The organism is Variovorax sp. J22P240 (genome assembly GCF_030316855.1).
In the GTDB taxonomy this organism is placed as follows: Bacteria; Pseudomonadota; Gammaproteobacteria; order Burkholderiales; family Burkholderiaceae_C; genus Variovorax.
In genome coordinates this window covers 432,320-455,940 of sequence record NZ_JASZYR010000001.1, presented here as the reverse complement: position 1 = coordinate 455,940, position 23,621 = coordinate 432,320, and the positions used below count along the sequence as shown (strand labels likewise).

26 protein-coding genes are annotated in these 23,621 nt (G+C 66.1%); 12 read left to right on the top strand and 14 right to left on the bottom strand.

Annotation, left to right across the window (positions count from 1 at the left end; translation table 11 throughout):
- Window positions 1-27: 27 nt before the first annotated feature.
- Window positions 28-681: a hypothetical protein gene (locus QTI24_RS02340; protein WP_286598062.1), complete on the bottom strand. Its 654-nt coding sequence runs from the start codon at window positions 679-681 to the stop codon at window positions 28-30.
- Between the two features lie 223 nt (window positions 682-904).
- On the opposite strand from QTI24_RS02340, the gene QTI24_RS02335 reads away from it, so the two are divergent.
- On the top strand, window positions 905-1,126 hold the full coding sequence (locus QTI24_RS02335) for a hypothetical protein (RefSeq protein ID WP_286598061.1): 222 nt from the start codon (window positions 905-907) through the stop codon (window positions 1,124-1,126).
- Window positions 1,127-1,138: 12 nt separating this feature from the next.
- Here QTI24_RS02335 and QTI24_RS02330 read toward each other — a convergent pair whose 3' ends face one another.
- Window positions 1,139-1,393 carry a hypothetical protein gene (locus QTI24_RS02330; RefSeq protein ID WP_286598060.1) on the bottom strand — a complete coding sequence of 85 codons (255 nt, stop codon included), beginning with the start codon at window positions 1,391-1,393 and terminating at the stop codon, window positions 1,139-1,141.
- A gap of 135 nt (window positions 1,394-1,528) precedes the next feature.
- Between QTI24_RS02330 and QTI24_RS02325 the strand changes: the two genes are divergently transcribed.
- From QTI24_RS02325 to QTI24_RS02290, 8 genes are all read left to right on the top strand, one after another.
- Complete coding sequence (locus QTI24_RS02325; protein WP_286598059.1) at window positions 1,529-3,622, top strand: NAD(+) synthase; 2,094 nt, start codon at window positions 1,529-1,531, stop codon at window positions 3,620-3,622.
- Between the two features lie 357 nt (window positions 3,623-3,979).
- Complete coding sequence (locus tag QTI24_RS02320) at window positions 3,980-4,186, top strand: DUF3606 domain-containing protein (protein WP_286598057.1); 207 nt, start codon at window positions 3,980-3,982, stop codon at window positions 4,184-4,186.
- Between the two features lie 180 nt (window positions 4,187-4,366).
- Window positions 4,367-5,068, top strand: coding sequence for a glycosyltransferase family 2 protein (locus tag QTI24_RS02315; protein WP_286598056.1), 702 nt, complete (start codon window positions 4,367-4,369; stop codon window positions 5,066-5,068).
- Between the two features lie 6 nt (window positions 5,069-5,074).
- The gene (locus QTI24_RS02310; RefSeq protein WP_286598055.1) at window positions 5,075-5,533 is read left to right on the top strand and encodes a GAF domain-containing protein; all 459 of its coding nucleotides are present in this window, start codon (window positions 5,075-5,077) and stop codon (window positions 5,531-5,533) included.
- Window positions 5,534-5,648: 115 nt separating this feature from the next.
- Complete coding sequence (locus tag QTI24_RS02305) at window positions 5,649-6,686, top strand: acyl-CoA dehydrogenase family protein (protein ID WP_286598054.1); 1,038 nt, start codon at window positions 5,649-5,651, stop codon at window positions 6,684-6,686.
- Window positions 6,674-7,432, top strand: a complete 759-nt coding sequence (locus QTI24_RS02300) for a PIG-L deacetylase family protein (protein ID WP_286598053.1) — start codon at window positions 6,674-6,676, stop codon at window positions 7,430-7,432. The genes QTI24_RS02305 and QTI24_RS02300 overlap by 13 nt, the downstream gene beginning before the upstream one ends.
- A 5-nt stretch (window positions 7,433-7,437) precedes the next feature.
- The gene (locus tag QTI24_RS02295; protein WP_286598052.1) at window positions 7,438-8,040 is read left to right on the top strand and encodes a class I SAM-dependent methyltransferase; all 603 of its coding nucleotides are present in this window, start codon (window positions 7,438-7,440) and stop codon (window positions 8,038-8,040) included.
- Window positions 8,037-10,118 carry a hybrid sensor histidine kinase/response regulator gene (locus QTI24_RS02290; protein WP_286598051.1) on the top strand — a complete coding sequence of 694 codons (2,082 nt, stop codon included), beginning with the start codon at window positions 8,037-8,039 and terminating at the stop codon, window positions 10,116-10,118. The genes QTI24_RS02295 and QTI24_RS02290 overlap by 4 nt, the downstream gene beginning before the upstream one ends.
- A gap of 23 nt (window positions 10,119-10,141) precedes the next feature.
- Here the strand turns inward: QTI24_RS02290 and QTI24_RS02285 are convergent, their stop codons facing one another.
- From QTI24_RS02285 to QTI24_RS02275, 3 genes are all read right to left on the bottom strand, one after another.
- Entirely contained in the window at window positions 10,142-10,654 is a 513-nt protein-coding gene (locus QTI24_RS02285; protein ID WP_286598050.1) for a hypothetical protein, read from the bottom strand.
- A 135-nt stretch (window positions 10,655-10,789) separates the two neighbouring features.
- A complete protein-coding gene (locus QTI24_RS02280; protein ID WP_286598049.1) occupies window positions 10,790-12,412 on the bottom strand; it encodes a rhodanese-like domain-containing protein in 1,623 nt (540 codons plus the stop codon).
- The gene (locus tag QTI24_RS02275) at window positions 12,409-12,534 is read right to left on the bottom strand and encodes a hypothetical protein (RefSeq protein ID WP_286598047.1); all 126 of its coding nucleotides are present in this window, start codon (window positions 12,532-12,534) and stop codon (window positions 12,409-12,411) included. The genes QTI24_RS02280 and QTI24_RS02275 overlap by 4 nt, the downstream gene beginning before the upstream one ends.
- Window positions 12,535-12,682: 148 nt before the next feature.
- Between QTI24_RS02275 and QTI24_RS02270 the strand changes: the two genes are divergently transcribed.
- Window positions 12,683-13,618, top strand: a complete 936-nt coding sequence (locus QTI24_RS02270) for a fatty acid desaturase (RefSeq protein ID WP_286598046.1) — start codon at window positions 12,683-12,685, stop codon at window positions 13,616-13,618.
- Between the two features lie 2 nt (window positions 13,619-13,620).
- Here QTI24_RS02270 and QTI24_RS02265 read toward each other — a convergent pair whose 3' ends face one another.
- Genes QTI24_RS02265 through badH form a run of 6 tightly spaced genes read right to left on the bottom strand, consistent with a single transcriptional unit; the run spans window position 13,621 to window position 19,904 of the window.
- Window positions 13,621-14,397, bottom strand: a complete 777-nt coding sequence (locus QTI24_RS02265; RefSeq protein ID WP_286598045.1) for an enoyl-CoA hydratase — start codon at window positions 14,395-14,397, stop codon at window positions 13,621-13,623.
- A gap of 17 nt (window positions 14,398-14,414) precedes the next feature.
- Entirely contained in the window at window positions 14,415-15,413 is a 999-nt protein-coding gene (locus QTI24_RS02260; RefSeq protein ID WP_286598044.1) for a Bug family tripartite tricarboxylate transporter substrate binding protein, read from the bottom strand.
- A 42-nt stretch (window positions 15,414-15,455) separates the two neighbouring features.
- Window positions 15,456-17,099, bottom strand: coding sequence for a cyclohexanecarboxylate-CoA ligase (gene aliA / locus QTI24_RS02255; RefSeq protein ID WP_286598043.1), 1,644 nt, complete (start codon window positions 17,097-17,099; stop codon window positions 15,456-15,458).
- 37 nt (window positions 17,100-17,136) lie between these two features.
- Window positions 17,137-18,288, bottom strand: a complete 1,152-nt coding sequence (gene aliB / locus QTI24_RS02250) for a cyclohexanecarboxyl-CoA dehydrogenase (RefSeq protein WP_286598041.1) — start codon at window positions 18,286-18,288, stop codon at window positions 17,137-17,139.
- A gap of 33 nt (window positions 18,289-18,321) precedes the next feature.
- Entirely contained in the window at window positions 18,322-19,104 is a 783-nt protein-coding gene (badI, locus tag QTI24_RS02245) for a 2-ketocyclohexanecarboxyl-CoA hydrolase (RefSeq protein WP_286598039.1), read from the bottom strand.
- 32 nt (window positions 19,105-19,136) lie between these two features.
- Window positions 19,137-19,904, bottom strand: a complete 768-nt coding sequence (badH, locus tag QTI24_RS02240; protein ID WP_286598037.1) for a 2-hydroxycyclohexanecarboxyl-CoA dehydrogenase — start codon at window positions 19,902-19,904, stop codon at window positions 19,137-19,139.
- A gap of 587 nt (window positions 19,905-20,491) precedes the next feature.
- On the opposite strand from badH, the gene QTI24_RS02235 reads away from it, so the two are divergent.
- Window positions 20,492-21,025 (top strand): hypothetical protein, encoded by a 534-nt coding sequence (locus tag QTI24_RS02235; protein ID WP_286598036.1) that lies wholly within the window; start codon window positions 20,492-20,494, stop codon window positions 21,023-21,025.
- 16 nt (window positions 21,026-21,041) lie between these two features.
- Here QTI24_RS02235 and QTI24_RS02230 read toward each other — a convergent pair whose 3' ends face one another.
- The 3 genes from QTI24_RS02230 to QTI24_RS02220 all read right to left on the bottom strand — a co-directional run bounded on the left by QTI24_RS02230 (window position 21,042) and on the right by QTI24_RS02220 (window position 22,981).
- Entirely contained in the window at window positions 21,042-21,596 is a 555-nt protein-coding gene (locus tag QTI24_RS02230; RefSeq protein WP_286598035.1) for a DsbA family protein, read from the bottom strand.
- Window positions 21,597-21,672: 76 nt separating this feature from the next.
- Entirely contained in the window at window positions 21,673-21,870 is a 198-nt protein-coding gene (locus QTI24_RS02225) for a hypothetical protein (protein ID WP_286598033.1), read from the bottom strand.
- A 163-nt stretch (window positions 21,871-22,033) separates the two neighbouring features.
- Entirely contained in the window at window positions 22,034-22,981 is a 948-nt protein-coding gene (locus QTI24_RS02220) for an adenylate/guanylate cyclase domain-containing protein (protein ID WP_286598032.1), read from the bottom strand.
- A gap of 378 nt (window positions 22,982-23,359) precedes the next feature.
- On the opposite strand from QTI24_RS02220, the gene QTI24_RS02215 reads away from it, so the two are divergent.
- Window positions 23,360-23,617, top strand: a complete 258-nt coding sequence (locus QTI24_RS02215) for a hypothetical protein (protein WP_286568332.1) — start codon at window positions 23,360-23,362, stop codon at window positions 23,615-23,617.
- Window positions 23,618-23,621 lie beyond the last annotated feature (4 nt).

The window sequence follows — 23,621 nt, the reverse complement described above, 5'->3', positions numbered from 1 at the left end:
CCACGGAAGGCGTGCGTTCGGACTTCGTCACTTCGGGCACAAGGCCAATGCGGCGAGCGTTTCGGAGCACGCCTTTTCCTTTGGCTCCGTGGCGACGCGCGCGGTCGCAGGGATGTCCACCGCCGGCGTGTCCGTCGGCGCAAGAGGCGCCGGCTCCTGGAAGGCCGAACCCATCACGACCGGAGGCTGAACGCGTTCGACGGCCGCGGCGCGTGGGGCCTTGCGTCCCGATTCGAATGCGTTCACGGTGTCGCTGCTTCTCGGCCTGGAGGAACTGTCGTCGCCGCGTCGCTGCGATACGGTTGCCGGTTCGGGCCGCGGTACGGGAGGCTCACGGGAGCTGGCGGCTACCGTGGGTTGTACCTCCGTCTCGACGATGGACACCTCTTCCGAAGCGAGCGACTCTCGCAGCGAATCGATCCGGGATGTGAGAGAGGCGGCAGAGGAAGAGACGGCGTTCTCGATCGTCGACCAGCCAGCGGCAAGCTGACTCGAATACCAGTACGCGAACGCCCCCAGCAAAAGCAGCAGCAGGAACAGCACGCGCAAGCCTGTGCGCTTGACTAGCTGGCTGCGCGATGGGTCGGCACGGTTCAGCGTTCGTGTAGGCACCGGCGGTGTGGATGAGGCCTCGAGCGAACCGGGTGTCGTGCTGGCCGAGGTGTTCGCCGCGAAGCGCACGCCCGAAAACCTGCCTTTACAACCACAGCAGTATCTGGCACGGTCCTTGTTCGCCGTGTGGCACGCTTCGCAAAACTTCATCCCATCGCTCCAACCAAGTGAAGGAGGTTTTCACATTGTGTACTCTTGTCTTCGTACGGCCTTCGCAGACTTGTAAGACAAAAACCTCGGTATTTGTCCATTTCAGACACGGGAGCAGTGGCTTCTCGAACAGGGTTGACTCATGACCGCCAAATCCGCCCGGCGCGAATACTTCGAGGCGCTGGCCGCCTTCGATCGCGCATGCCTCGACTTTTCGAAGGGCATGGGTGCGGTTCTCGATCCGGTCGCGCAACAGGCGCCTTCAGATGAGCCGCAACCGCTGCTCGCGAACCTGGGTCCGCGCAAGCCGGCCAAGCGGGCTCCGCGCAGCGACCCTGGCGCACTGGTCAAGCGCGCGCGCTGAACGCGCGCCGGCCTACAGCCTGCAACGGGTCAGCGCCTCGTCGACCTTGGTCTTCAAGAGCGCCACACCGCCGGTCCCGCTGGCAGCACGTCCGATGAACGCGCCGGCCGCGGCCCCGATCAGCGCCTTGCCGATGAGCGTGCGGCTGTGCCCCGTTGCCATCAACAGCAACAGGCCGACGCCGAGCACGATGAGATGTTCGCCGGGCAGATCCGGTCGATTGGCGTCGGCTTCCTTGAGCGCCGCAATCCAGGACTTGGCTTCCATGGTGCTTCCGTTCACTAAACACAAAAGAACATTCTTGGACGGAAAGTCACGTCCGCGTTGTAGGCTGGGGACCCGCAAGCTTGACTCCTCCGCCGTCTACGACATCGCGGGAGTACCTTCGTTCAGGAAAGCTTCATGACCACGCTGCCCGAGTTTCTCGATCCCTATGCCCACGGCTTCGCGAGAGTGGCGGTGGCGGTGCCGCGCAACCGGGTCGCCGATCCGGTGTTCAACGCCAGCGAAACAGTGGCGCTCTACCGCGAGGCCAGCGCAAAGGGTGCGGTGGCCGTCGCGTTTCCCGAGCTGGGCCTCTCGGCCTACACCTGCGACGACCTCTTCCACCAGGCCGCGCTGCTCGATGGCTGCGAAGCCGCGCTTGCGACCGTGGTCGCCGCATCCAAACAGGTCGGTGCGCTGGCGATCGTGGGATTGCCGCTGCGCGTGGACCACAGGCTCTACAACTGCGCGGTCGCAGTCGGCGGTGGCCGCATCCTCGCCGTGTGGCCCAAGACGTATCTGCCCAACTACGGCGAGTTCTACGAGGCCCGCCAATTCAGCGCTGCCGACAGCGCCCTCTCCACCCAGATCGACCTGTGCGGCCAGCGCGTTCTCTTCGGCACCGACGTCATCGTGCAGGCCCGCCAACTGCCGCTCCTGAAATTGCACGTGGAAATCTGCGAGGACGTCTGGGTGCCGATCCCGCCATCGAGCTACGCGGCGCTGGCCGGGGCCACGGTGCTGGTCAATCTCTCCGCCTCGAACATCACGATCGGCAAGTCCGAATACCGCCACCGGCTGGTCAGCCTGCATTCGGCGCGCTGTCTCGCCGCGTATCTCTATTCGTCGGCCGGCATCGGGGAATCGACCACCGATCTCGCCTGGGACGGGCAGGCCCTGATCTACGAGAGCGGCGAGATGCTGGCCGAGAGCGAGCGTTTCAGCAACCAGTCGCACATGATCATGTCCGACGTCGACCTCGAACGCCTCTCGCGCGAGCGCATGCGGCAGAACTCCTTCGGCGTGTCGGTGCAGCGGCACAAGCAGGCGCTGGCCGGCTGGCGCACAGTGGAGTTCGACTGCACCGTGCCGAGATCGATGCCGGCGCCGGCGCTGATGCGCAACGTGGAGCGCTTCCCCTATGTGCCGGCGGATGCGCGCCATCGCGACGAGCGCTGCATGGAGGTCTTCAACATCCAGGTTCAGTCCCTCGTGCAGCGACTGGAGGCCACCGGTATCAAGAAGCTGGTGATCGGCGTGTCGGGCGGGCTCGACTCGACCCATGCACTGCTCGTGTGTGCGCAGGCGATGGACCGGCTGTCGTTGCCGCGAGCCGACATCCTCGGCTTCACGATGCCGGGCTTTGCCACCAGCGACCGGACCCGGGTCCAGGCGCATCAGCTCATGGACGCGATCGGCTGCACCGCGCGCGAGATCGACATCCGGCCGAGCTGCAACCAGATGCTGGAAGATCTCGGACACCCGTTCGCCGAAGGCGTGCCGCAGTACGACATCACCTTCGAGAACGTGCAGGCTGGCGAACGGACCAGCCACCTGTTCAGGCTCGCCAACTTCCACGGGGCGATCGTGGTGGGCACGGGAGACCTGAGCGAACTCGCACTCGGCTGGTGCACCTACGGCGTCGGCGATCACATGTCGCACTACAACGTGAACGCAAGCGTGCCCAAGACGCTCATCAAGCATCTGGTGCACTGGGTCGCACAGAACGGGAAGATCGGCCCGGCCGGCAGCGAGGTGCTGCACGCGATCCTCGCGACCGAGGTCAGCCCTGAGCTGGTGCCGCACGAAGCGGGCTCGGCGGAGGATGCCACGCGGCAGCCGGGACAAAGGACCGAGGACTTCGTCGGGCCTTACGAGCTCCAGGACTTCCATCTCTACTACACCCTGCGTTATGGTTTCAAGCCCTCCAAGGTGGCATTCCTGGCTTACACGGCATGGCATGACCGCGACAAGGGCGGCTGGCCGGACGAGCTGCAAACCGAACGCAACGCCTACTCGATCGCCCAGATCCGCAAACACCTCGGCACCTTTCTGTACCGCTTCTTCAAGACCAGCCAGTTCAAGCGCTCGTGCGTGCCGAACGCGCCGAAGGTCGGCTCGGGCGGATCGCTCTCGCCGCGCGGCGACTGGCGCGCACCGAGCGATTCGGAGGCCGCGGTGTGGCTTGCGGACCTGGCGGGCGTTCCAGACGAGACGGGCTCCGATCGATAGCTCGGCGTCCTGCCGATCCGGGATGGCCGCCCAAGGTTCTCCACCAGCCCCGTGGACAGACCTGTGGACAACACCCTGAAGAACGTCGGGAATCGACTCCAGACTTGGCTTCCAACACGGTGCCTCAGGATTGGGCACCGAAAAGGGGGCAAAGACAGCCGCCGGCATCGAGGAACCGCCCTTGACGGGTGGGTGCCGAAGCGACCTCTACCAGCGCCGGCAGGCCGTCTGTGCCGAAGCGTACGCCTCCAGAATGAACCCTGTGTTACGCGGGGTTGCCGATGTCGATGTCTCGCGCTTGTATGCGGCCGGCCCACGACCTATAAGACTTGGTTGCGGACACCTGAAGGAGCGGACATGACCGTCGATCTGAGCCACTTCAAGCCCCTGGACCCAGGCCGCGTCAACGCCCAGGACCCCGTCGAGCTGCAGTACTGGTGCGCCCAATTCCACTGCACCGAGGCAACGTTGAACGATGCCCTGGCGAAAGTCGGATCCCATGTGACCGCCGTGCGCGATCAACTGGCCTCCGGCGACAAGGCGCACGCACCGCCCGGCCGCTAACCGCACCGCGGCCAGCCACGCCGGCCGCGCCTGCGCAATGTCCAAAGACATTCCCTTCTGAACTTCCGGCGGCGCCCTACGCGCCTTTCATTTCTCTACCGACGCGATTCGCGCGCCGGTCGACCTACGTTTGCCGCATTCACGAGAGAGCCCACTCGCAACAACCAACAACAACCACACATGCTCGGCATCGTCATCCCGGCGCACAACGAACAGGACACGATTGCCGACTGCGTCGGAGCGGCGCGACGTGCAGCGCTCCATCATGATCTGGGCGGAGAACCGGTCGAGATCGTCGTCGTCATCGACGGCTGCACCGACGCCACGGGCGTGTTGGCCGCCCGCGCGGGCGCCATCACCATCAGCGTGCGTGCCCGCAACGTGGGCGTGGCCCGCGCGGTAGGTGCGGAGGTCCTGCTCGCGCGAGGTGCGCGGTGGCTTGCGTTCACCGACGCCGACACGGTGGTGTCGCCCGGCTGGCTGGCCGATCAACTCTCGCTCGATGCGGATGCGGTCTGCGGCACGGTCGGCGTGGAGGACTGGTCGCAGCACGGGGTCCATGCCGACCTCCTGCGTCGGCATTTCCTCCGTACCTACGATGACCGGGACGGACACCAGCACATCCATGGCGCCAATCTGGGCGTCTCTGCACCGGCTTATCGGCGGGCGGGCGGATTCCGGCACCTGGGCTGCAGCGAGGACGTGGACCTCGTGCGCGCGCTCGAAGCCTCGGGCGCGAAGATCGCGTGGAGCGCCAAGCCGCGGGTCGTGACCAGTTCCCGACGCGAGGCCAGAGCCCGCGGCGGCTTTGCCGACGCACTGCTGCACGCGATCGTCCAGCAGCTGAACCCGACGGCCTTGCCGGCGCTGACAAGCCCATAATGCCGCATGGGATTGCCTCGCACCTTGCAGACGCTTTCTTCCATCCTGGACGCCGAAGGCCCGTCCAACGGCCTCGCCTTTCTGAATGAGGGCGTTCTGCACCGGTACAGCGCCGTCTACCGCCTTTCGGGCCTCACGTTGAAGAACGTGCTCCTGCATGACAAGGCGGGCAAGTTGCGACCCGAATACCTCGCGGCCATTCCGTTCGACAGCAGCTACTGCCAATTCGTCGTGCGCGACGGCCAGTTCCGCACCGACAACTCGGCAGCCGACACGAGGCTGCGGGGCTACTCCTATCCGAGCATCGCGCTTTCGTACCACAGCGTGCCGATCCTGAATCCCAACGGCGAAATCTGGGGCACGCTCAGCCATTTCGACACGGCAGCGCTGCCGCTGCCCGACGACGAGTTCGCGCTGCTGAAAGGCGCGGCACCCTTGCTGGCCAGGTTCCTGGTCGAGCCCTGAGCTGTCGTCTCCTACACGAGCCGGCGGCGTGCGCTGACGAAGCGCGCTGGCCACTTCGCATACCGTCGCCGGGCTATTTCATCCTCCCGCCCCATCGATCACTCCGCCTTCACGCATGCTCGCCCCGGTCACCGACGACGCCCTGGCGCGACTTCAGCAGCAACACGGAACGGGGCTCACGCTCGCCCACTTGGTCGACAACCGGCTCGACCAGCTTCCGCTGCCGGGTGCAGGCCGGACGCTCGCGCGCTGGCGAGTGCTGGCCGAGGTGGCGGCCCATGATCTTTCTTTGGTGAAGCTGTTCGAGGGCCACACTGACGCGCTCGCGATCTTGCAGGAACTGGGCGCGCCCACCTCGCCGCAGGGATCGCGCTGGGGCACCTGGTGTGCCGAGCCGCCCGATGCGCGACTGGCGATGAATGCCGTGCCCCCGGCAGAAGACCTGGCCGGATTCCACGCGCCCGATGCGCCCCAGGTGCGCCTCACCGGCACCAAGGCCTGGTGTTCGGGCGCCGCGACCGTGACACATGCGGTGGTGAGTTGCTGGAATGCCGCGGACGAGCCCTGTCTGGCCGCCGTCACCATCGCGCCGCCGGACGTCACGGTGACCAGTGATGGCTGGCACGCCGTCGGCATGGCGGCGAGCGGGAGCGTGGATGTTCGCTTCGACCATGTCGATGCGGCGCAGATCGGCGGTCCCGGCGACTACGTGAACCGCCCCGGGTTCTGGCAAGGCGGCGCCGGCATCGCGGCCTGCTGGTTCGGCGGCGCGCTCGGCATCGCGCGCATGACGTGGCAGTCGAGCGGCCACGCGCCCGACGCGCATCGGCTCGCGCACCTGGGCGCCATCGACGTGGCGCTCGCTGCCGGTGCCGCTGTGCTGCGCGAGACCGCCGCCTGGATCGATGCGCATCCAAAGGACGACGCGCGACGCCATGCCCTGCGCGCACGGCTCGTGGTCGAGCAGGCCGCCAACGAGGTCATGCACCACGCGGGTCGCGCGGTGGGCGCCGGCCCGATGTGTCGCAACCCACGCTTCGCGCGCGCCATGGCCGATCTGCCGGTGTTCCTGCGACAAAGCCACGCGGAGCGCGACCTCGCCGCACTGGGCCAACAGAACCTGCACGGAGACACCCCACCATGGATGCTGTGACCGATCGCCCCATTCGCGGGCAAGGCACCTCGGAATCCGACTGGAATGCATGGCCCGGCTTACGGCACCTTCGGGCGACGACGTCCGAGCAACTGGTTCCTCACGGCGCCCGCGCGGTGGTGGTGGCGCCGCACCCGGACGACGAGGTGCTCTCGGTCGGCGGCCTGCTGGCGCAGCTTGCCCGCAGCGGAACCTCCGTCTGCGTCGTCGCGGTGACGGACGGCACCGCCAGCCATCGTGGCTCCGCCGATTGGCCCGCCGACCGGCTGGTCAGGGTGCGCCCCCAGGAGAGCCGCGACGCCCTGCGATGCCTGGGCATCCAGGTCGAGCCGATGCGCCTCGGCATGCCCGACGGCGACCTGCGGGATCAGCGCGGCCAGCTGGCGGAACGGCTGCTGCCGATGTTGGATCGCTCCGACGTGATCTTCACGACCTGGCGACAGGACGGCCACCCCGACCACGAGGCCACCGGTCACGCCTGCGCGTTCGCGGCAGCTCGCACCGGGGCGCGACTGGTCGAAGTGCCCGTGTGGGCGTGGCACTGGGCCGCACCGGGGGATGAGCGGCTACCCTGGCATCGCGCCATCCGGGTGGACCTCGACGCCGACGCGGTGAGTCGCAAGCGCCAAGCGGTACAGTGCTTCAAGAGCCAATTGGAGCCGGACGCTTCCACGGGCGCCGCACCGATCCTGCGCTCCACCACGGTCGAGCGCGCAGCCCGGCCCTTCGAGGTGATGTTCACGTGAGCACCATGCAGGACCAAGAATCGTATTTCGCCGGGCTCTACGGCGGCAGCGACGATCCCTACCAGTTGCGCACCCGCTGGTACGAAGAGCGGAAGCGCAATCTCCTGCTGGCCGCATTGCCTCGGCAGCGCTACGAGCACGCCTACGAGCCCGGCTGCGGCATCGGCGAGCTCACCGTCGCGTTGTCGAAGCGCTGCGACGAGTTGCTGGCCGCCGACTTCTCCGAGCGCGCGACGGAGATCGCAACCCAACGCACACGCGGATTGCGCAACGTGCGCATCGAGCGGCACCAACTCCCCGACGACTGGCCGCATGATGCCGGGCCCTTCGACCTCATCGTGCTGAGCGAGCTGGGCTACTTTCTCGACGAGTCCGCCATGCGAAGCCTGGCGGGTTGCTGCCGGCACTCGCTGACGGTCGAAGGAGCGCTGGTCGCCTGCGACTGGCGGCCGGATTTCAAGGGGCGCGTTTTGTCGACCGACGCCGTGCATGCGGCGCTGGCTGCGCTGGGACTGGCATGCATCGCGCGCCACGAGGAGGATGACTTCCTGCTGCAGGTGTGGTCGCGCAACGGCCGCTCCGTTGCCGAGCACGAGGGCATCCGATGAGAGAGCCCCTGCCCTTTCTCGCGGGCGGCGGTCGGCTCGGCGAACTGATCGCCCGGCATGACTGGAGCACGACCGGCGTCGGTCCGATCGAGCGGTGGCCGCCGCACGTGATGACCGCGACCGCGCTCATGCTGCGATCGGTCGTTCCCATCGTCATGCTGTGGGGTGAAGCGGGCGTGATGATTTACAACGACGCCTATTCCGTCTTCGCCGGCAACCGGCATCCCCTGCTGCTCGGGTCCAACGTCCGGGAAGGATGGCCCGAGGTCGCCGACTTCAACGACAACGTGATGAAGGTCGGTCTGGCGGGCGGGACCTTGAGCTACCAGGACCAGGAACTCACCCTCGCAAGAAACGGCCGCGCCGAACCCGCTTGGATGAACCTCGACTATTCGCCCCTGCTCGACGAAGCGGGCATCCCCGCAGGCGTGATGGCCGTCGTGGTCGAGACCACGGCCAAGGTCCAGGCAGAGCGGCGCCTGAACGGCGAGCGCGAGCGCCTGCGCGCGACCGAGGCCCTGCTGCGGACGCTGAATGCCGACCTGGAGCGCCAGGTGGAAGAGCGGTCTCACGGACGCAGCCTGTTCTGGCAGCTCACGTCGGACCTGCTGGGCGTACTCGACGGCGAGGGCGTGTTCGAGAAAACCAATCCCGCATGGCAAGCGGTGCTCGGATGGACCGAGGACGAACTGCGGATCACACCCATCTTCGATCTGCTCCACCCCGACGACCTCCGGACGACGCGTGACGGCTTCGCCAAGCTCAAGGACGGCACGCCGGTCGTGAACTTCGTCAATCGCTATCGCTGCAAGGACGGCACGTACCGGTGGCTGTCATGGACGGGGGTCCCCGAGGAAGGCCGCTACTACTGCAGCGGCCGCGACATCACTGCCGAAAAGGATGCCCAGATCGAGCTCAACATGGCACAGGAGGCGCTGCGCCAATCCCAGAAGATGGAAGCCGTCGGCCAGCTCACCGGCGGCATCGCGCACGATTTCAACAATCTCCTCGGCGGCATCAGCGCCAGCCTGCAGGTGCTCGAGGCGAGGCTCGCCAAGGGCAAGGTCGACGGTGTCGAGCGCTACATCGCCATGGGCCAGGCGTCCGTGCGCCGCGCCGCGGCCCTGACGCAGCGGCTGCTGGCCTTCTCGCGCCGGCAAACGCTCGACCCGAAGCCGACCGACGTCAACCGCCTGGTCGCCAGCATGGAAGAGATGATCCGCCGCAGCATGGGGCCGGGCATCGAGGTCGAGGTGATCGGCGCCGGAGGCCTCTGGCCGACCAAGGTCGATTCGCCGCAACTCGAAAACTCGCTGCTGAACCTTTGCATCAATGCGCGCGATGCCATGCCCGACGGTGGCCGCCTCACCATCGAGACGGCGAACAAATGGCTCGACGACCGCGCGGCGGCGGAGCGCGAACTGCCGCCGGGGCAATACGTTTCACTGTGCGTGACGGACACCGGAGCAGGCATGTCAGCTGAAATCAAGGCGCGCTGCTTCGACCCCTTCTTCACCACCAAGCCCATCGGCCAGGGCACGGGCCTGGGGCTGTCGATGGTCTACGGCTTCGTGCGGCAGTCCGGCGGCCAGGTGCGCATCTACTCGGAACTGGGCAAGGGCACCACGATGTGCCTGTACCTGCCGCGGCACCTCGGCGATCCCGATCAAGATGAGCCCCGCTACGCGCAGGAGTCCGTCGAGCGCGGCGACGGCGAAACCGTGCTGGTGATCGAGGACGAGGCGAACATCCGGATCCTCATCGCCGAAGTCCTCGAACAGGCGGGCTATCGGGTGATTCAGGCAGACGAAGGTTCGCGGGGATTGCGGCTGCTGCAGTCCCGGGCGCGCGTCGATCTCCTGATCACCGACGTGGGCCTGCCCGGCGGCATGAACGGCCGCCAGGTGGCCGACGCGGCGCGGGTCACGCGGCCGGAGCTGAAGGTGCTTTTCATCACCGGCTATGCCGAGAACGCGGCCGTGGGCAACGGCCATCTTGAACGGGGAATGGAGGTGATGACGAAGCCATTCGAGATCACGGCGCTGGCGAACAAGGTTCGGGGGATGGTGGGGCCCTAGCGGCCCGGCCTTGCGCCTGCGGCCTAGGCAAGCAAGGCGTGCGCCGCTGCGAGTGAAATCGCCAGCGCCACGCCGAAGATCCCGAATGCCGCGGGAGTTCGCGATGCCGGATGAAAGGTCAGCGCACCCACGCAGCCCATGAAGAGGAACGGCAGCGGGATGACAACGGGCAGCGCCAACAGGATGGCGTCTTCGAAGGCGCAGGCGATGGACGCGACATCCGGCGTGGTCCAGCGAATGCCGATCAGGGGCAACGCTGCGATCGCGGTGCACATGAAGAAGCTCCAGAAGAGCCAGTCCTGGGGAATCGGGGCTTCGCTCGCCGGTGCCGTGGTTTCCTCCCATTCCGCTTCGTCCAGCTCTTCAACCGGGTCCGCCGTGCCGGCCGTTCTGCGTGTCCGCCAGTCGTGCAGAGCGACCGAGGGAATGGAGAGCGCAAGAACCACCAGTTCGAGCCAACCGCCTGTTCGCCGCTCGACCGCGACGCGCGAGAAGGACCGGGGATTGCCAGAATGAGTGGTGATGAGCGGTGTCATGCCCGGCAATGTAGGCACGGCGATCGGGCTTGGCGTCATCGGACCGCAGCAGTATCGCGTGATGCTACCGGGCGTGGCGACGGAAGCGCCGCTCGGCGCCATCGGCGCACCGCCAGCGCCCTGCCACGCTGCCGATCAGCGCGAAACAGGTTCGCGGAGGAAGCGAAACTGCACCGTCGAATCCCTGGCCACTCGGGCGCCGAGGCCGCGTTCCCACTGCAGGTAGGCGTCCCACACCGCGTCCCGGCGCGGGCCGAAGACGCGCATGACGGAACCCCAATCATCGTCGAATGGGGTAAGCAGCCGGGACGCGCGAATCTCGGACTCGACCGCATGGCCGCGAGCCTGCCAAGCCTGCGTACCGCCTTTCAGCCAGGCCACCGTGGCCTCGGGCCAGCGTCGCCGTGCGTCGCGCGCCGCCAGCCGGGCGGCTGCGCCATCAGGCGAGGTGAACACGATGGCGGCATCCGATGGCAAGAGCACCTCCAGCGGAGTCAACGAGGCCGGGAGGAGAAAGTACGCGCCGGGCAGATGCCCGCGCTCGTAGTCCATGCTCGGGCCGACATCGACGACTTGCGCCGATCCAGCGTCGAGCAGGTGCGCGAGCGGATCGGCGTCGAGCGCCGCCGGTGCGTCCGGCACCTGATCGGGGGCCGCCTCATGCGGGGCCCGGGCAGGCATCGCGGGCGGCAACTCGCCCTCCAGCACATGAACCTCGGCCTGGTTCAACTGCGTCAGCCAGAAAGCCGTGATGGAAGCGCGAAGCAGATGAGCATCATCGACGAGCACGATGCGCGCGTTGCGCGTGCCCACGAGGTTCTCGAAGTGCATCAGCAGCTGCCCGCCAGGCACGTGGCGCGCGTCGCGCGCGGCGGCTTTGGCAGGATCAGCGAGCGGACGCACGTCGAAGACGTAGAGGGTCCTGCCGGACTCGGCCCGCAGCCGCCCCAGTCCGCTAGCGTCGATGCACTTCAGGCCGTAGCGCGATCGCAGATCTTCGGCGAGCCCACGCAGCACGGCGGGCTCCTCCGCCGGCACGTCGTCGACCGGCACTGCGTTCTGGACCACCGGGGCGCCGCGCAATCCCCAGGCCATCACGCCGTCTTCCACGAAGACCGCATCGGGCGCGCGTCCGAGGAGCCGCAACGTCGTGGTGCCGATGATTCCGCGCGTGCGGCTGAAGCAGTTGATGGCCCATAGGTGCTCCGGGTCGCCGTGCGCGAAACGGCGCAGCGCCAGCTCGGTGCCGGAGTAGCTGCGCGCGCCTTCGATCGACAGGAACTCGTACTCTTCCCTGGGGCGTGCGTCGATCACGGTGGTGGGCTTGCCGCTGCGCCTCCGCGCCTCCAGTTCGGCCAGAGGCAGCACCGGCGTTTCGTAGCGCTGCCGCACGCCGTCGCCGAAGGCCTTGACCAGCGTGTTGTAGCCGTCGATGACCGGATAGCCCGTGGCCTTCCAGGCCTGGAGCCCGCCCGCGAGCCGCCGCACCCCGGAATATCCGAGCCGACGCAGCAAGGCCGCCGCCGCGGCCGCAGGACCGTCATCGGCATCGTTCGCGTCATAGATGACGACGTCGGTGCCGCGCCGCGGAACGAACGCATCGATCTGCAGTTCCAGCACGCTCAAGGGCGCAAGTCGCGCCAGGTTGGGATGGCCCGCGTTGAACCAGCGCGCCTCCCGCACATCCAGAAGCGCCAACTCTGTCGGGCCGAGCAGCAGGTCGCGCAGCGCCTGGGGCGAAATTCCGGTATCGCTCAATTGGGTTGGATCTCCGCCTGCTTGACGGTCCTGTTCGGATAGTTGTCCGCGGCAAAGCCGAAGCTGGAAGACAGGGCAAGCGCAAGCACCGAAAGCAGGCTGCGGCGATTCGAGAGGTTCATGGGTCGGGCGTCGCGCGGGGACGTGAAAGCCGACGAATCTAGGTTGTCCACGCGCTGCTGCGAACAAAGCTTTGCGCATATGGACATGCGGAATGGGCGCATGCGGATGGCGGTGGCCTTCCTATCATCGCGCCGCATCGGACGACCCATGACAACCGCGCACATTCCTGCTCCTTCCACCCGCGCTGCGCGTGCACCCTGGTGGCGCCACTACGAAGTCCCGACGCTGATCCTCGCCGTCGCGATCTATGCGGCCTGGGCAGCGCTCGTCGCCTCGCACCGCGCGCTGCCGGGCTGGCTGCTGTTCGTGCTCGGCGGCTATCTGGCGCAACTGCACTTCTCGCTGCAACACGAGAGCATTCATGCGATGCGCCACCTGCCCCAATGGCTGCGATGGGCGAGCGTCTGGCCGCCGATCAACCTGTGGCTGCCCTACCCCCTATACAACCGCGGACACAGCGCACACCACGTCAACTTCCACCTGACGCACCCTGAGCGCGACACCGAGAGCGCCTACCACTCTGCGCCCGCGTGGGCCGGCTACGGCGCAGCATGGCGGTGGATCTACCAGGCCAACCAGACCCTCGCCTTCCGCGTGGTGCTGGGCCCGGTCCTGCGGCTCTACAAGCTGGTTCGCGGCGAGGTCGGACGCATCTGCGCCGGCGACTTCTCACACGTCGGGATCTGGCTCGTGCATGCGCTGAGCGTGGCGCCGGTTCTGTACTACGTGATCGAAGTCTGCGGCATGAGCCTCGGCAAATACCTGATCTGCTTCGTCTACCCCGGCATGATGCTCGGCGCGTTGCGCTCCTTCACGGAACACCGCTGGAGCGACACGCCGCACGAGCGCGTGGCGATCGTCGAATCCAACCTGCTCTTCGGCCTGCTCTACCTCTACAACAACCTGCACCACGTGCACCACCGCGCGCCTACGATGCCCTGGTACGAAATCCCGGTGCATTTCCGGCGCCATCGTGCCGCCGTGCTGGCTGGCAATGGACATTTCTACTACCGCGGCTACAGCGAAATCGCACGCCGCTATCTGTTCCGCCCGGTGTTCGCGCCGGTGCATCCCAAGTGGTAGCGTCAGCGGTGCCTGAATACCGGTTCTCGCTTGGCGAGAAAGGCGTGCATGCCCTCGTGCGCGTCCTCGCTGGCGAAGCGCGCATGGAGTTGCCGGCGCTCGAAGCCGATGCCTTCGGTGAGCGAAGCCTCCCAGGCACGATTCACGGACTCCTTGATTGCCATCAGCGCCGGTAGAGAGAAGCCGGCTATGCGGGTCGCGAGGTCGATGGTTTCGGAAAGCAATCTTTCGTCGGGCACCACGCGCGAGACCAGGCCGTAGCGGTCCGCTTCGGCTGCATCCAGCATGCGGCCGGACAGGCACATGTCCATGGCCTTCGCCTTGCCGATGGCGCGGGGCAGGCGCTGGGTGCCGCCGGCGCCGGGCAGCATCGCCAGCTTGATCTCCGGCAGCGCGAACCGGGCGGATTCGGCCGCGACGATCAGGTCGCAGGCCATCGCCAGTTCGCAGCCGCCGCCCATCGCGAAGCCGGCCACCGCCGCGATCACCGGCTTGCGAACGCGGCGGATGGCTTCCCAGTTGCGGCTAATGAAGTCGCCCTGGAAGACGTCCATGTAGCTCCAGTCCGCCATCGCCGCAATGTCGGCGCCGGCCGCGAAGGCCTTGGCGTTGCCCGTGATGACGATGGTGCCGATGCCGGCATCGGCATCGAAGGCCAGCAGCACCGCGCCGAGCGCATCCATCAGCGCATCGTCGAGCGCGTTCATCTGCTGCGGTCTGTTCAGCGTGATGACACCGACTCGGCCACGGGTCTCCGCGAGGATGGGTTGCTCTTGCATGGCGGCTTGCTCCCGGGTCAGTCCACGACGATCTTCTGTTCCTTGATCAGCCCGGACAGCAGCGTGCCCTCGGTGGCCAGCATCTTGCGGAAGTCGGCTGTGTCCATGGCGACCGGCTCGGCGCCCAGGTCGCCGTAGCGCGACTTGACGGCCGCCTGCGACAGCGCCTTGCCGATCTCGCGGTTCATGCGGGCCACGATGTCGGGAGAGGTTCCGTTGGGCGCCCACATGCCGAACCAGATGTCGAGATTGGCACCGGGGAAGCCCTGCTCGCCCACGGTCGGAACGTCGGGGAAGAAAGGCGAGCGCTTGGCACTCACGATGCCCAGCAGCTTGACCTTGCCGGTGCGGATGTGCGGGAAGGCGATCCCCGGGTCGCAGACGAAGTCGGCCTGGCCCGACAGCACGTCCTGCAGCGCAGGCGCCGCGCCGCGGTAGGGAATGTGGGTGATGTAGGTGCCGGTCGCCTGCTTGAACAGTTCACAGGCCAGGTGCGGCGGCGTGCCCGCGCCGGCCGAGGCATAGGACAAGGTGCCTGGCTTGGCCTTCGCCAGTGCGACGAGATCCCGCACGTCCTTCGCGGCCATCTGCGGCTTGGCGACCAGGTACATCTGCGTGCGTCCGACGCTCGCGACCGGCATGAGGTCGCGCGACGGCAGCAGGGTCGACTTGAAGAGCGAAGGATTGGCTGTTTCCACCGAGGTGGGCGCGATCAGGAAAGTCTGTCCGTCCGGTGCCGCGCGCACTACTTCCGAAGCCGCGATGTTGCCGCTGGCACCGGGCTTGTTGTCGATGACGACCGGCTGGCCGAGGGATTCGGACAGCGCTTGCGAGAGGATGCGCGCCATCACGTCGGTGCTGCCGCCGGGCGCGAAGCCGACGACCACGCGAATGGGCTTGGCGGGCCAGTTGGCCGCCGTCTGCGCCTGGATCGCGCAGGCCGCGCCGAGCATGCCCATGCCGATGGCGGCCCGAACCAGACTTCGGCGCACGGCCGCAGTGAAATGAAAATCCATGTCTTGTCTCCGTTGTGGTGATGGAAGCGATGCGCCTGCCGCTCAGGCCGCGTTCTCGCGCAGCAGTTCGCGCAGCTTGAATTTCTGGATCTTTCCGGATGGCGTGGACGGCATGACGTCGCGCACGACGAGCCGCTCCGGGATGTACTGGATCGCCACCTTCTGGGCTTTCAGGAAATCCACGATCGAGGGCAGATCGACACTCTTTCCAGGCCGGGGAACCACCACCGCGCAGGCGCGTTCGCCGAGCCGCTCGTCGGGATAGGCCACGATGGCAGCCATGGCGATGTCCGGATGCCGATAGAGCAGCGACTCGATCTCGACGACCGGGATGTTCTCGCCGCCGCGAATGATCACGTCCTTGCTGCGGCCGGTGATGCGGATGTAGCCCCGCGCGTCGATGCGAGCGAGATCGCCGGTGTCGAACCAGTCATCCGCGTCGGTGCCGTTGAGCCTCGGTCGCTGCAGGTAGCCGCCGAAGTTCGAGCAGGCGCGCAGCATCAACCGGCCCACCTCGCCCGACGGCAAGGCTTGCCCATCAACGTCGACTACCTGGACCTCCACGCCCGGCAACGGGCAACCGTCGGTGTGGATGGAGCGCTCGTCATCGTCGTCCAGTTGGGTCAGGGTGACGGCACCGTTCTCGCTCATGCCCCATGCCGATACGATCTTGGCACCGAGGGCCTGGCGCGCCTGCTCGACCAGCGGGCCGGGAATCGGTGCGCCCGCGCACAGGAACACGCGCAGGCTCGGCACGCCGGAGCCGGATTCGGCCACCGTCTTGGCGAGGTCCGTGAGGAACGGCGTGGAGGCCATGGTGAAGCTCGCCTTCTCCTCGCGGATCAGCGCAATGGCCTGCTTCGGCTCCCAGATGTCCTGCAGGACGGCGCCGGCCTTCAGCATGATGGGCATCATCAGCCCGTACATGAAGCCGGTCTGGTGCGCCATGGGCGAGGCCATCAGCACCACGTCGTCGGCGCCGAGATGCAGGCGCTCCGCGTAGGGAATGATGTTCGCCATCGTAGTGTTGGCGGAGTGCATGACGCCCTTGGGCTCGCCCGTGGTGCCGGAGGTGTAGATCAGTTGCGTCACGTCATCAGGGCCGGGGCGGCTGCGCGCGAGGATGTCCTGCGCGTCGGGTTCGTCCTCCCAGGCCGGACCGCTGAGCAGCGCCTCGAAGCTGTTGGAGCCCGCGCCGCCGATCACCACGATCTGCTTCAGGTCGGGCAGCCCCGGTTGCAGCCCGGCCACCATGCGCTCGAAGTCGAAGCCACGAAAGGTCTTCGGAACGATCATCACCTTGGCCGCGCCATGCTTGAGCATGAAAGACAGCTCGCGCTCGCGAAAGATGTGCATCAGCGGATTGATGACGGCGCCCAGCCGCGAGCAGGCCAGGTAGGTCAGCGTGAACTGCCACCAGTTGGGCAACTGGCAGGCCACCACGTCATTGCGGCCCACGCCCAGGCGGGCCAATCCCACCGCGATGCGGTCGGCCATCTGAGCCATCTGGCGGTAGGTGAAGCGGGTCGTGACGCCGTCCTCCACCTGCAGTGCGGTCAGAGCGAGCTTGTCGGGACAGCTCGCGACGCAGGCGTCGAGGTCGTCGTTGATGGTGCGGTCGTGCCACAGGCCCTGCGCAATCATCCGGGCGCGGCGCGGGGGCAGCAGTACGGCGTCGAATTCCATGGTTGTCTCCTCTTTCGTTGGCGGGGTGGGTGGCGCTTCAGGCGGGCACGGCGCTGCGGCCGGCACGGGTGCGCGCCACGATGGTCTTCATGATCTGGGCCGTGCCGTCGCCGATCTGGAAGCCCAGCACATCGCGCAGTCGTTGCTCCATCACGCCGCGGTCGTAGCCGCCGTGGCCGAACATCAGCAAGCACTGGTGCACCACGTCGTAGGCCAGCTTGGGCGCCCACCACTTGCACATCGCGGCTTCGGCCGTGTGCGGCGCACCCTTGTCCTTCAGCCAGAGCGTCTGCAGGCACAGCAGGCGAGCGGCTTCGACTTGTGTGTCGAAATCCGCCAGCGGATGCGACACGCCCTGGAATGCAGACAGCGGTTTGCCGAAGGCCTCGCGCTGGGCGACGTATTCCCAGGTTTCCTCGAGCGCCACGCGGGCCACCGCGAGCACTTGCAGGCCGATCAGCGCGCGCGAGAAGTCGAAGCCCTGCATCACTTGCACGAAGCCCTTGTTTTCGTCGCCAAGGCGATGACTCACGGGCACGCGCACGTTCTCGAAGAACAGTGAGCCGCGGCCGATGGCGCGCTGGCCGTGGCAGTCGAAGCGGTTGCGCGTCACGCCCGGCAGATCCATGGGCACCAGCAGTGCGGTCACGCCGTGCGCGGCCGATTCGATCGACCCCGTGCGGCCGAACACCACGGCCGCATCGGCCTGGTCGGCTGCGGAGATGGAAGTCTTCTCGCCGTTGATCACGTACTCGTCGCCCACGCGCTCGACTCTCAGGCGCAGGTTGGCCGCGTCCGAGCCGCCGCGCGGTTCGGTGAGCGCGATGGCGAAAAGCGCCTCGCCGCGCGTGAGCTTCTGCAGCCAGGGCTTGACCACTTCCGGCCGGCCATGCTCTGCAAGGATCTGCCCATTGAGCGACGCCAGCAGGTTGACGTAGGACATGCTGAGATCGGCTCGCGCAATCTCTTCGTGGATCACGCCGGCCGCCAGGCAACCCATGCCCTGCCCGCCGTGCTCTTCGGGCAGCTCGGGCGCGATGAATCCCATCTCGCCCATTTCGCGCATCAACGCACGATCGAGCACTCGGGTCCTGTCGCGTTCCAGAAAGCCCGGCGCGACACGGCCGGCAGCAAAGCGTCGCGCATGTTCAGCCAGCGCGGCGAGGTCTTCGTCGATGTAGGGGTTCATGTCGTCTCCTTGGGGCGGCAGCGGGGAAGCGCCCTACTTCACGTACTTGCGGAAGTCGGGCTTGCGCTTTTCCTTCAGGGCATTGACGCCCTCGCGCGACTCTTCGGTGTCGTAGTAGAGCTTCAGCGCGTACATGCCCATGCCGGCGATGCCGCTCTGGTGCGCGGTGTCCATGTTGAAGCTGCGCTTGGCGATCGCGATGGCGGTGGGGCTGCGCTCGCAGATCTCCTCGGCCCACTTCTGCACCTCGGCGTCGAGCTGCTCGTGCGGAACCACGGCGTTGGCCAGGCCCATGGCCACCGCCTCGGCACCGCTGTAGCGGCGGTTCAGATACCAGATCTCGCGTGCTTTCTTCTCGCCGACCACGCGCGCCAGGAAGGCGGTGCCATAGCCCGGATCGACCGATCCCATCTTCGGGCCGACCTGGCCGAAGATGGCCTTCTCGGAGGCGATGGTCAGGTCGCAGATGGTGCACAGCACGTTGCCCCCGCCGATGGCGAAGCCCTGCACGCGGGCGATCACCGGCTTGGGCACGTTGCGGATGGCGTCGTGCAATTCCTCCATCGGCAGGCCGATGGTGCCGCGGCCGTCGTAGTTGCCGTCGTGCGCAGATTGGTCGCCGCCCGTGCAGAAGGCGCGGTCGCCCGCACCCGCCAGCACGATGGCACCGATGCTTTTGTCGTAGCCCGCGCGGTTGAGCGCCTTGATGAGCTCGTCGCAGGTCTGGCCGCGAAACGAGTTCATCTTCTCGGGCCGGTTGATCGTGATCCAGGCCACGCCGTTGCGGGCTTCATAGAGGATGTCTTCGAATTCCATGGTGTTCTCCTTGGGGGTGTATGGAAAGGCGATCAGCCGTTCATGGTCAGGCCACCGGAGACGCTGAGCACCTGGCCGGTGACAAAGCCGGCGTCGTCGCTGGCGAAAAAGAGAATGGCACCCGGCAGGTCCTCGGGCTGGCCGATGCGGCCCAGCGGAATCGAGCGCGTGAAGGCCTCCATCAGCTTCTCGGGGTTGCCGGCGCCTTCCTTGTAGTCGGCGAACAGCGCGGTGTCGGTCGGCCCCGGGCACACCACGTTGACCGTGATGCCATGGCGCGCATGTTCGCGGGCGATGGTCTTAGAAAACGCCACCAGTCCGCCCTTGCAGGCGGCGTACACCGCTTCGCCCGAAGAGCCGACACGCGCCGCGTCGGATGCGATGTTGACGATGCGCCCCGCCTTGCGCGCGGCCATGCCGGGCAGCACCGCGTGGTGCATGTGCAGGGCGCCGGTCAGGTTGATCGCGATCAGCTTGTCCCACTGCGCCGACTCGGTCTTGGTGAAGGGCTTGAACACGTCCCAGCCGGCGTTGTTGACCAGCACGTCGATCGGGCCCAGGCCCTGCTGCGTGGCCTCCACCGCCTTGTCGACGCTGGCGCGATCGGTGATGTCGCAGCGGAAGGCCTGCGCCTGCCCGCCCGTGTCGCGAATCTGCGCCGCGACTTTCTCGGCGGCTTCCACATTCATGTCGAACACGGCCACCTTCGCGCTTTCGCGGGCGAAGCGACGGCATGTCGCGCCGCCGATACCGCCACCACCACCGGTGACCACCACTGTCTTGCCTTCGAATCTTTGCATGAGGTTCTCCATCAGGTTTGAAGCTTGCTATCGTCCTATACGGCGGCCCCTAAAAACAGAGCCAATACGTCAATATGTTTACGTATTCTATAGTAATTCGTCGATCTTGAGCGCATCAATTTCGATGACAAAAATCATGGTTATCCCTAACCAATCTAACGACAAAGCCCACATGATGCTGGCCAATCGCACTTTCTTTCGCCTTCATTAATGCGACAACATATTGCACCAAATGGGAGCGCATCGCGTTGAAGCCGAGGGACTGACCCCGTAACGCCTGGATCGCGTGACGCAACCCTCTACGGACTCCGCAGAGTGGCGCGCGCGAAGGCGTCAAGCTGCAGTCGCTGACTCCGCTGTTTGCGGAGCTGGAGGCAGAGGGGTGGGTCAACCGGAAACCGCATGAATCGGACGGCCAAGCTGACTCTCACCTGAGTTGTGCCGCAATTCTGTGGATAACACTGTGCGTAGTAGCGGGAGACCCTCGCACGCAGCCTGACCTGGCGCGGGTTTCCGCCGCATTGCCTCTGGAATAAGCACCGGCCGATCGGCAGGCCGGCAGCACCCCGCTAAGCTACCCATCCACCATGACCACCATCCAATTCAGACGCCGACTCATCGTCATCATCCTGTTGTGCGTCGCCATCGGGGGCGCCGTCATGCGGCATTTCGCGGCGCCGGGATCTACCCTGCGCGACATCGGCACACTGCTGATGCTGCTGTGGGTGCCGATCATCGGTAACGTCATTGCCTGGCTCATCGCGCGGATCCGGCGCCCGGCTGCGCCGCCGCCTTCGCCTTTCGACGAAAGACGCGTCTTCGAACCGCACGCGCGCGTCGAACTCACGTTGCGCCAACCGAAGCTGCCCTCCCACGACACGCCGGTCGCCGAGGGCGAGCATCGCTGCGCGCTCGTCGTCGACAACGAGGCCTTCTCTGCCAGGTGGTGGGTACGGCCCGGCGAAGCCTTTCGCCGCGGAACGGCTCAGACACTCGAAGTGGAATTTCTCGCGCCCGCCTTGGCGCTGCCTCGGTTTCCGGCAGACACCGCGTTTCGGATGCTGGTCGGCGAGTCATTCATAGGTGACGGCCGCGTGCTCCAGGTACTCGAACCGGCCTGAGGTCGGCGGTGGGAGGCTACGCTGCGGAGGCGAGCAGGGCCTTGTCGACCGCCTCCTGCAGATGCTGCAGCCCGAACGTCACGTCGGTACCGACGCCGTCGACGTAGAAGGCCGGCGTCGAGCGCACCCCAACGCGGCGACCACTGTCGACCTGCTCCTGCACGCGCTGCAGGTAGACGTGGTCTTCGACCTCATTGCGAAAGCGGGACATATCCAGGCCAAGCTGCTCGCCGAATTCGAAAAGGTGCGGCTTGTCGAGATGTTGCTGATGGGTGAACAGAAGATCGTGGTACGGCCAGAACTTGTGTTGCGCCGACGCCGCCTCGGACGCCTCCGCCGCCAGTTCCGCGTGCGGATGAACCTCGCGCAATGGATAGTGGCGGAACACGTAGCACACCTTGTCGCCGAAGTGCGCCAGAAGAATCTTCACCGCCGGGTGCGCCTGCCGGCACGACGGGCACTCGAAGTCGCCATACTCGACCACGGTGACCTGCGATGCGCCGGATCCCACGATGTGGTCTGTGCGCATATCGGGCACGAGGAGCGGACTCAGCGATGTGCGGGTGTTCATGATCTGCGGCCTGCGAGATGGAAGAACAGGCCGTCAGTATCGACCAATGGCGCAAATATCCAAGTTCAAGTTCCACTCACCATGAATGGGCAATGGTGAGCGACCCTGTCGATGCGGAAGCCACTGCAAGTCGTCGCAGCGCGCGGACCGAGACATAGCCATGGTGAGCACGGCGCGCGATGGCATGCGCCGATGCGGGGGCGATGCCCCAGGCCTTGGCGGTCACGCCGATCACGCGCTGTGCAGGATGGATCGATGGGGAGAGCGAGCTCATGGTTCGTGTCTTGTAGGGCGTATCGATGAGCCTCGCATTCTGGGCAAGACACATGACAAGACAACGAAGCAATCTTCAGTTCGATATAGCTGGATCGAACAAGGCGCTCGACAGCCGGTGCGCCCGGTCGGCCATCCATCGAACCTCGCAGGCGAAAGGCGTGTCAGCGGACGTCGCGACGAGCCAGCAGCACATTGCCGCCGGTCGTGTTGAACGAGATGGTCGGCGCGCTGAAATCGCTGAGCGGTGCGCCCAGGCCGATCTCGCCGCTGCCGTGCAGCACGCACTCGTCGCGCCTCAGCGCGATTTCGCCGCTGGCGCCCGCGGTGCCGTGGAAGCGGACCCAGGTGCCATAGGTGCTGACATCGACCAGCACACAACTGCCGTGCCGCGCTTCGATGCGCGCATGCAGGCGCGACACCCGTGGATCGTTGACGACGAACTGCGCCTCGTCGACCCGCCCCAGGTGAATGGGCAATTCAGCCGCGCGAAACATCGAACGCACGTCGAGCCATGCCAGTTCGATCTGGCCGAAGGACGAATCCGCCGCACGCGCCGGCTGGATCAGCGCGGCAGGCATCGTCAGGAACTCGGAAACCTCGTCCTGCCAGTCGACGCGGTGGACGACGGGCATCTCGACCTTGCCGCGAATATTGATCGGCCCCAGGTTGCGATGGCGCACTTCGCCCTCCAGCAACTGCTCGATGACCGACTCGGTAGCCCAGATCTGGCCGGGGCCGGCCAGATCGCTGAGCCGCGATGCCAGGTTGACTGCGTCGCCGTAACAGTCGCCGTCGACTTCGACGACTTCGCCGCTGGCGACACCGATCTGCAGTTCCATGCGCAAGGGCGCCGGCCAGGTCTGCAAGCGCTTCTGATGATTGCGCTGCATTTCCAGCACGGCCCGGGTGGCAGTCACGCCGTTGGCGAAGATGGCAAAGACGCCATCGCCCAGCGATTTCACGACACGTCCGCCATGGGATTCGCACACGCCGCCGATCCACTGGGTCAGGCGCGTCACCGTCTCGGTCGCACGGGCGTTCCCCATGGCCTCGAAAACCCTGGTGCTCCCCGTCAAGTCAGCAAATACGACTGTGGAATTGGCGCCCATGTTGTGCAGTTTTTGGTAGCTCTCGCTGTTCGATTATGGCAAAGCAGCAGAGAAACCCTGTCGCAAACGCTCAAATCGCGCAGGAAGCGGGGAAAGCTGTTGCTTTTTCATTTCGTGACAACAGGAACACCAAGTTTCATTTTTAAAAGTAACACTTAGGTATCAATTCTTCCACCAATACGCGAACTGATTCGTGAAGTATGTTGTTTTTAAACATGAATAATTGTGTCGACACTTGTGCCGCAGAGGACGTCGCCTTAACGTAGCGGCCATCAAGGCTTTCGGCAACACGCCTTTACCTCCATGGTGTCCCTCAGCAGGTTCTTCCGCTTTCTGTCTCTTCCCGGGCTCGGCCTCCGCCGTTCCGCGGATCGTCAGATGGGCCAGATCCGTACCGCCATGTTGTCCCTCTTGCAAGTGCACGGTGGTCACTCGATCCAGCGCGTTGCCCAACGCGTCCGCTTCGCGGGTGATCTCGAAGCGCTCTGGTATCTGCGTCAGGATGTGCTGACAGCACTCAGCGCCGTCGACGGCGAAGTGGCGGCAAGGCGCCAGATGCGCCAGATCAACCGCCTGTTCAAGGGCGGCCTGCCCGGCACAATGGGTCCGAGAACCCACCAGCGCATCATCACCTGAGCTG

Bases quoted from the DNA above. Each gene is read 5' to 3' on its own strand.
- QTI24_RS02235 (WP_286598036.1), top strand. From the start codon at position 20,492: ATGACCACCATCCAATTCAGACGCCGACTCATCGTCATCATCCTGTTG.
- QTI24_RS02290 (WP_286598051.1), top strand. From the start codon at position 8,037: ATGAGAGAGCCCCTGCCCTTTCTCGCGGGCGGCGGTCGGCTCGGCGAA.
- QTI24_RS02225 (WP_286598033.1), bottom strand. From the start codon at position 21,870: ATGAGCTCGCTCTCCCCATCGATCCATCCTGCACAGCGCGTGATCGGC.
- QTI24_RS02300 (WP_286598053.1), top strand. From the start codon at position 6,674: ATGGATGCTGTGACCGATCGCCCCATTCGCGGGCAAGGCACCTCGGAA.
- QTI24_RS02220 (WP_286598032.1), bottom strand. From the start codon at position 22,981: ATGGGCGCCAATTCCACAGTCGTATTTGCTGACTTGACGGGGAGCACC.
- QTI24_RS02285 (WP_286598050.1), bottom strand. From the start codon at position 10,654: ATGACACCGCTCATCACCACTCATTCTGGCAATCCCCGGTCCTTCTCG.
- QTI24_RS02320 (WP_286598057.1), top strand. From the start codon at position 3,980: ATGACCGTCGATCTGAGCCACTTCAAGCCCCTGGACCCAGGCCGCGTC.
- aliB (WP_286598041.1), bottom strand. From the start codon at position 18,288: ATGAACCCCTACATCGACGAAGACCTCGCCGCGCTGGCTGAACATGCG.
- QTI24_RS02335 (WP_286598061.1), top strand. From the start codon at position 905: ATGACCGCCAAATCCGCCCGGCGCGAATACTTCGAGGCGCTGGCCGCC.
- QTI24_RS02275 (WP_286598047.1), bottom strand. From the start codon at position 12,534: ATGAACCTCTCGAATCGCCGCAGCCTGCTTTCGGTGCTTGCGCTTGCC.
- badI (WP_286598039.1), bottom strand. From the start codon at position 19,104: ATGGAATTCGAAGACATCCTCTATGAAGCCCGCAACGGCGTGGCCTGG.
- QTI24_RS02230 (WP_286598035.1), bottom strand. From the start codon at position 21,596: ATGAACACCCGCACATCGCTGAGTCCGCTCCTCGTGCCCGATATGCGC.
- QTI24_RS02295 (WP_286598052.1), top strand. From the start codon at position 7,438: ATGCAGGACCAAGAATCGTATTTCGCCGGGCTCTACGGCGGCAGCGAC.
- QTI24_RS02325 (WP_286598059.1), top strand. From the start codon at position 1,529: ATGACCACGCTGCCCGAGTTTCTCGATCCCTATGCCCACGGCTTCGCG.
- QTI24_RS02260 (WP_286598044.1), bottom strand. From the start codon at position 15,413: ATGGATTTTCATTTCACTGCGGCCGTGCGCCGAAGTCTGGTTCGGGCC.
- badH (WP_286598037.1), bottom strand. From the start codon at position 19,904: ATGCAAAGATTCGAAGGCAAGACAGTGGTGGTCACCGGTGGTGGTGGC.
- QTI24_RS02315 (WP_286598056.1), top strand. From the start codon at position 4,367: ATGCTCGGCATCGTCATCCCGGCGCACAACGAACAGGACACGATTGCC.
- aliA (WP_286598043.1), bottom strand. From the start codon at position 17,099: ATGGAATTCGACGCCGTACTGCTGCCCCCGCGCCGCGCCCGGATGATT.
- QTI24_RS02265 (WP_286598045.1), bottom strand. From the start codon at position 14,397: ATGCAAGAGCAACCCATCCTCGCGGAGACCCGTGGCCGAGTCGGTGTC.
- QTI24_RS02215 (WP_286568332.1), top strand. From the start codon at position 23,360: ATGGGCCAGATCCGTACCGCCATGTTGTCCCTCTTGCAAGTGCACGGT.
- QTI24_RS02330 (WP_286598060.1), bottom strand. From the start codon at position 1,393: ATGGAAGCCAAGTCCTGGATTGCGGCGCTCAAGGAAGCCGACGCCAAT.
- QTI24_RS02310 (WP_286598055.1), top strand. From the start codon at position 5,075: ATGGGATTGCCTCGCACCTTGCAGACGCTTTCTTCCATCCTGGACGCC.
- QTI24_RS02270 (WP_286598046.1), top strand. From the start codon at position 12,683: ATGACAACCGCGCACATTCCTGCTCCTTCCACCCGCGCTGCGCGTGCA.
- QTI24_RS02305 (WP_286598054.1), top strand. From the start codon at position 5,649: ATGCTCGCCCCGGTCACCGACGACGCCCTGGCGCGACTTCAGCAGCAA.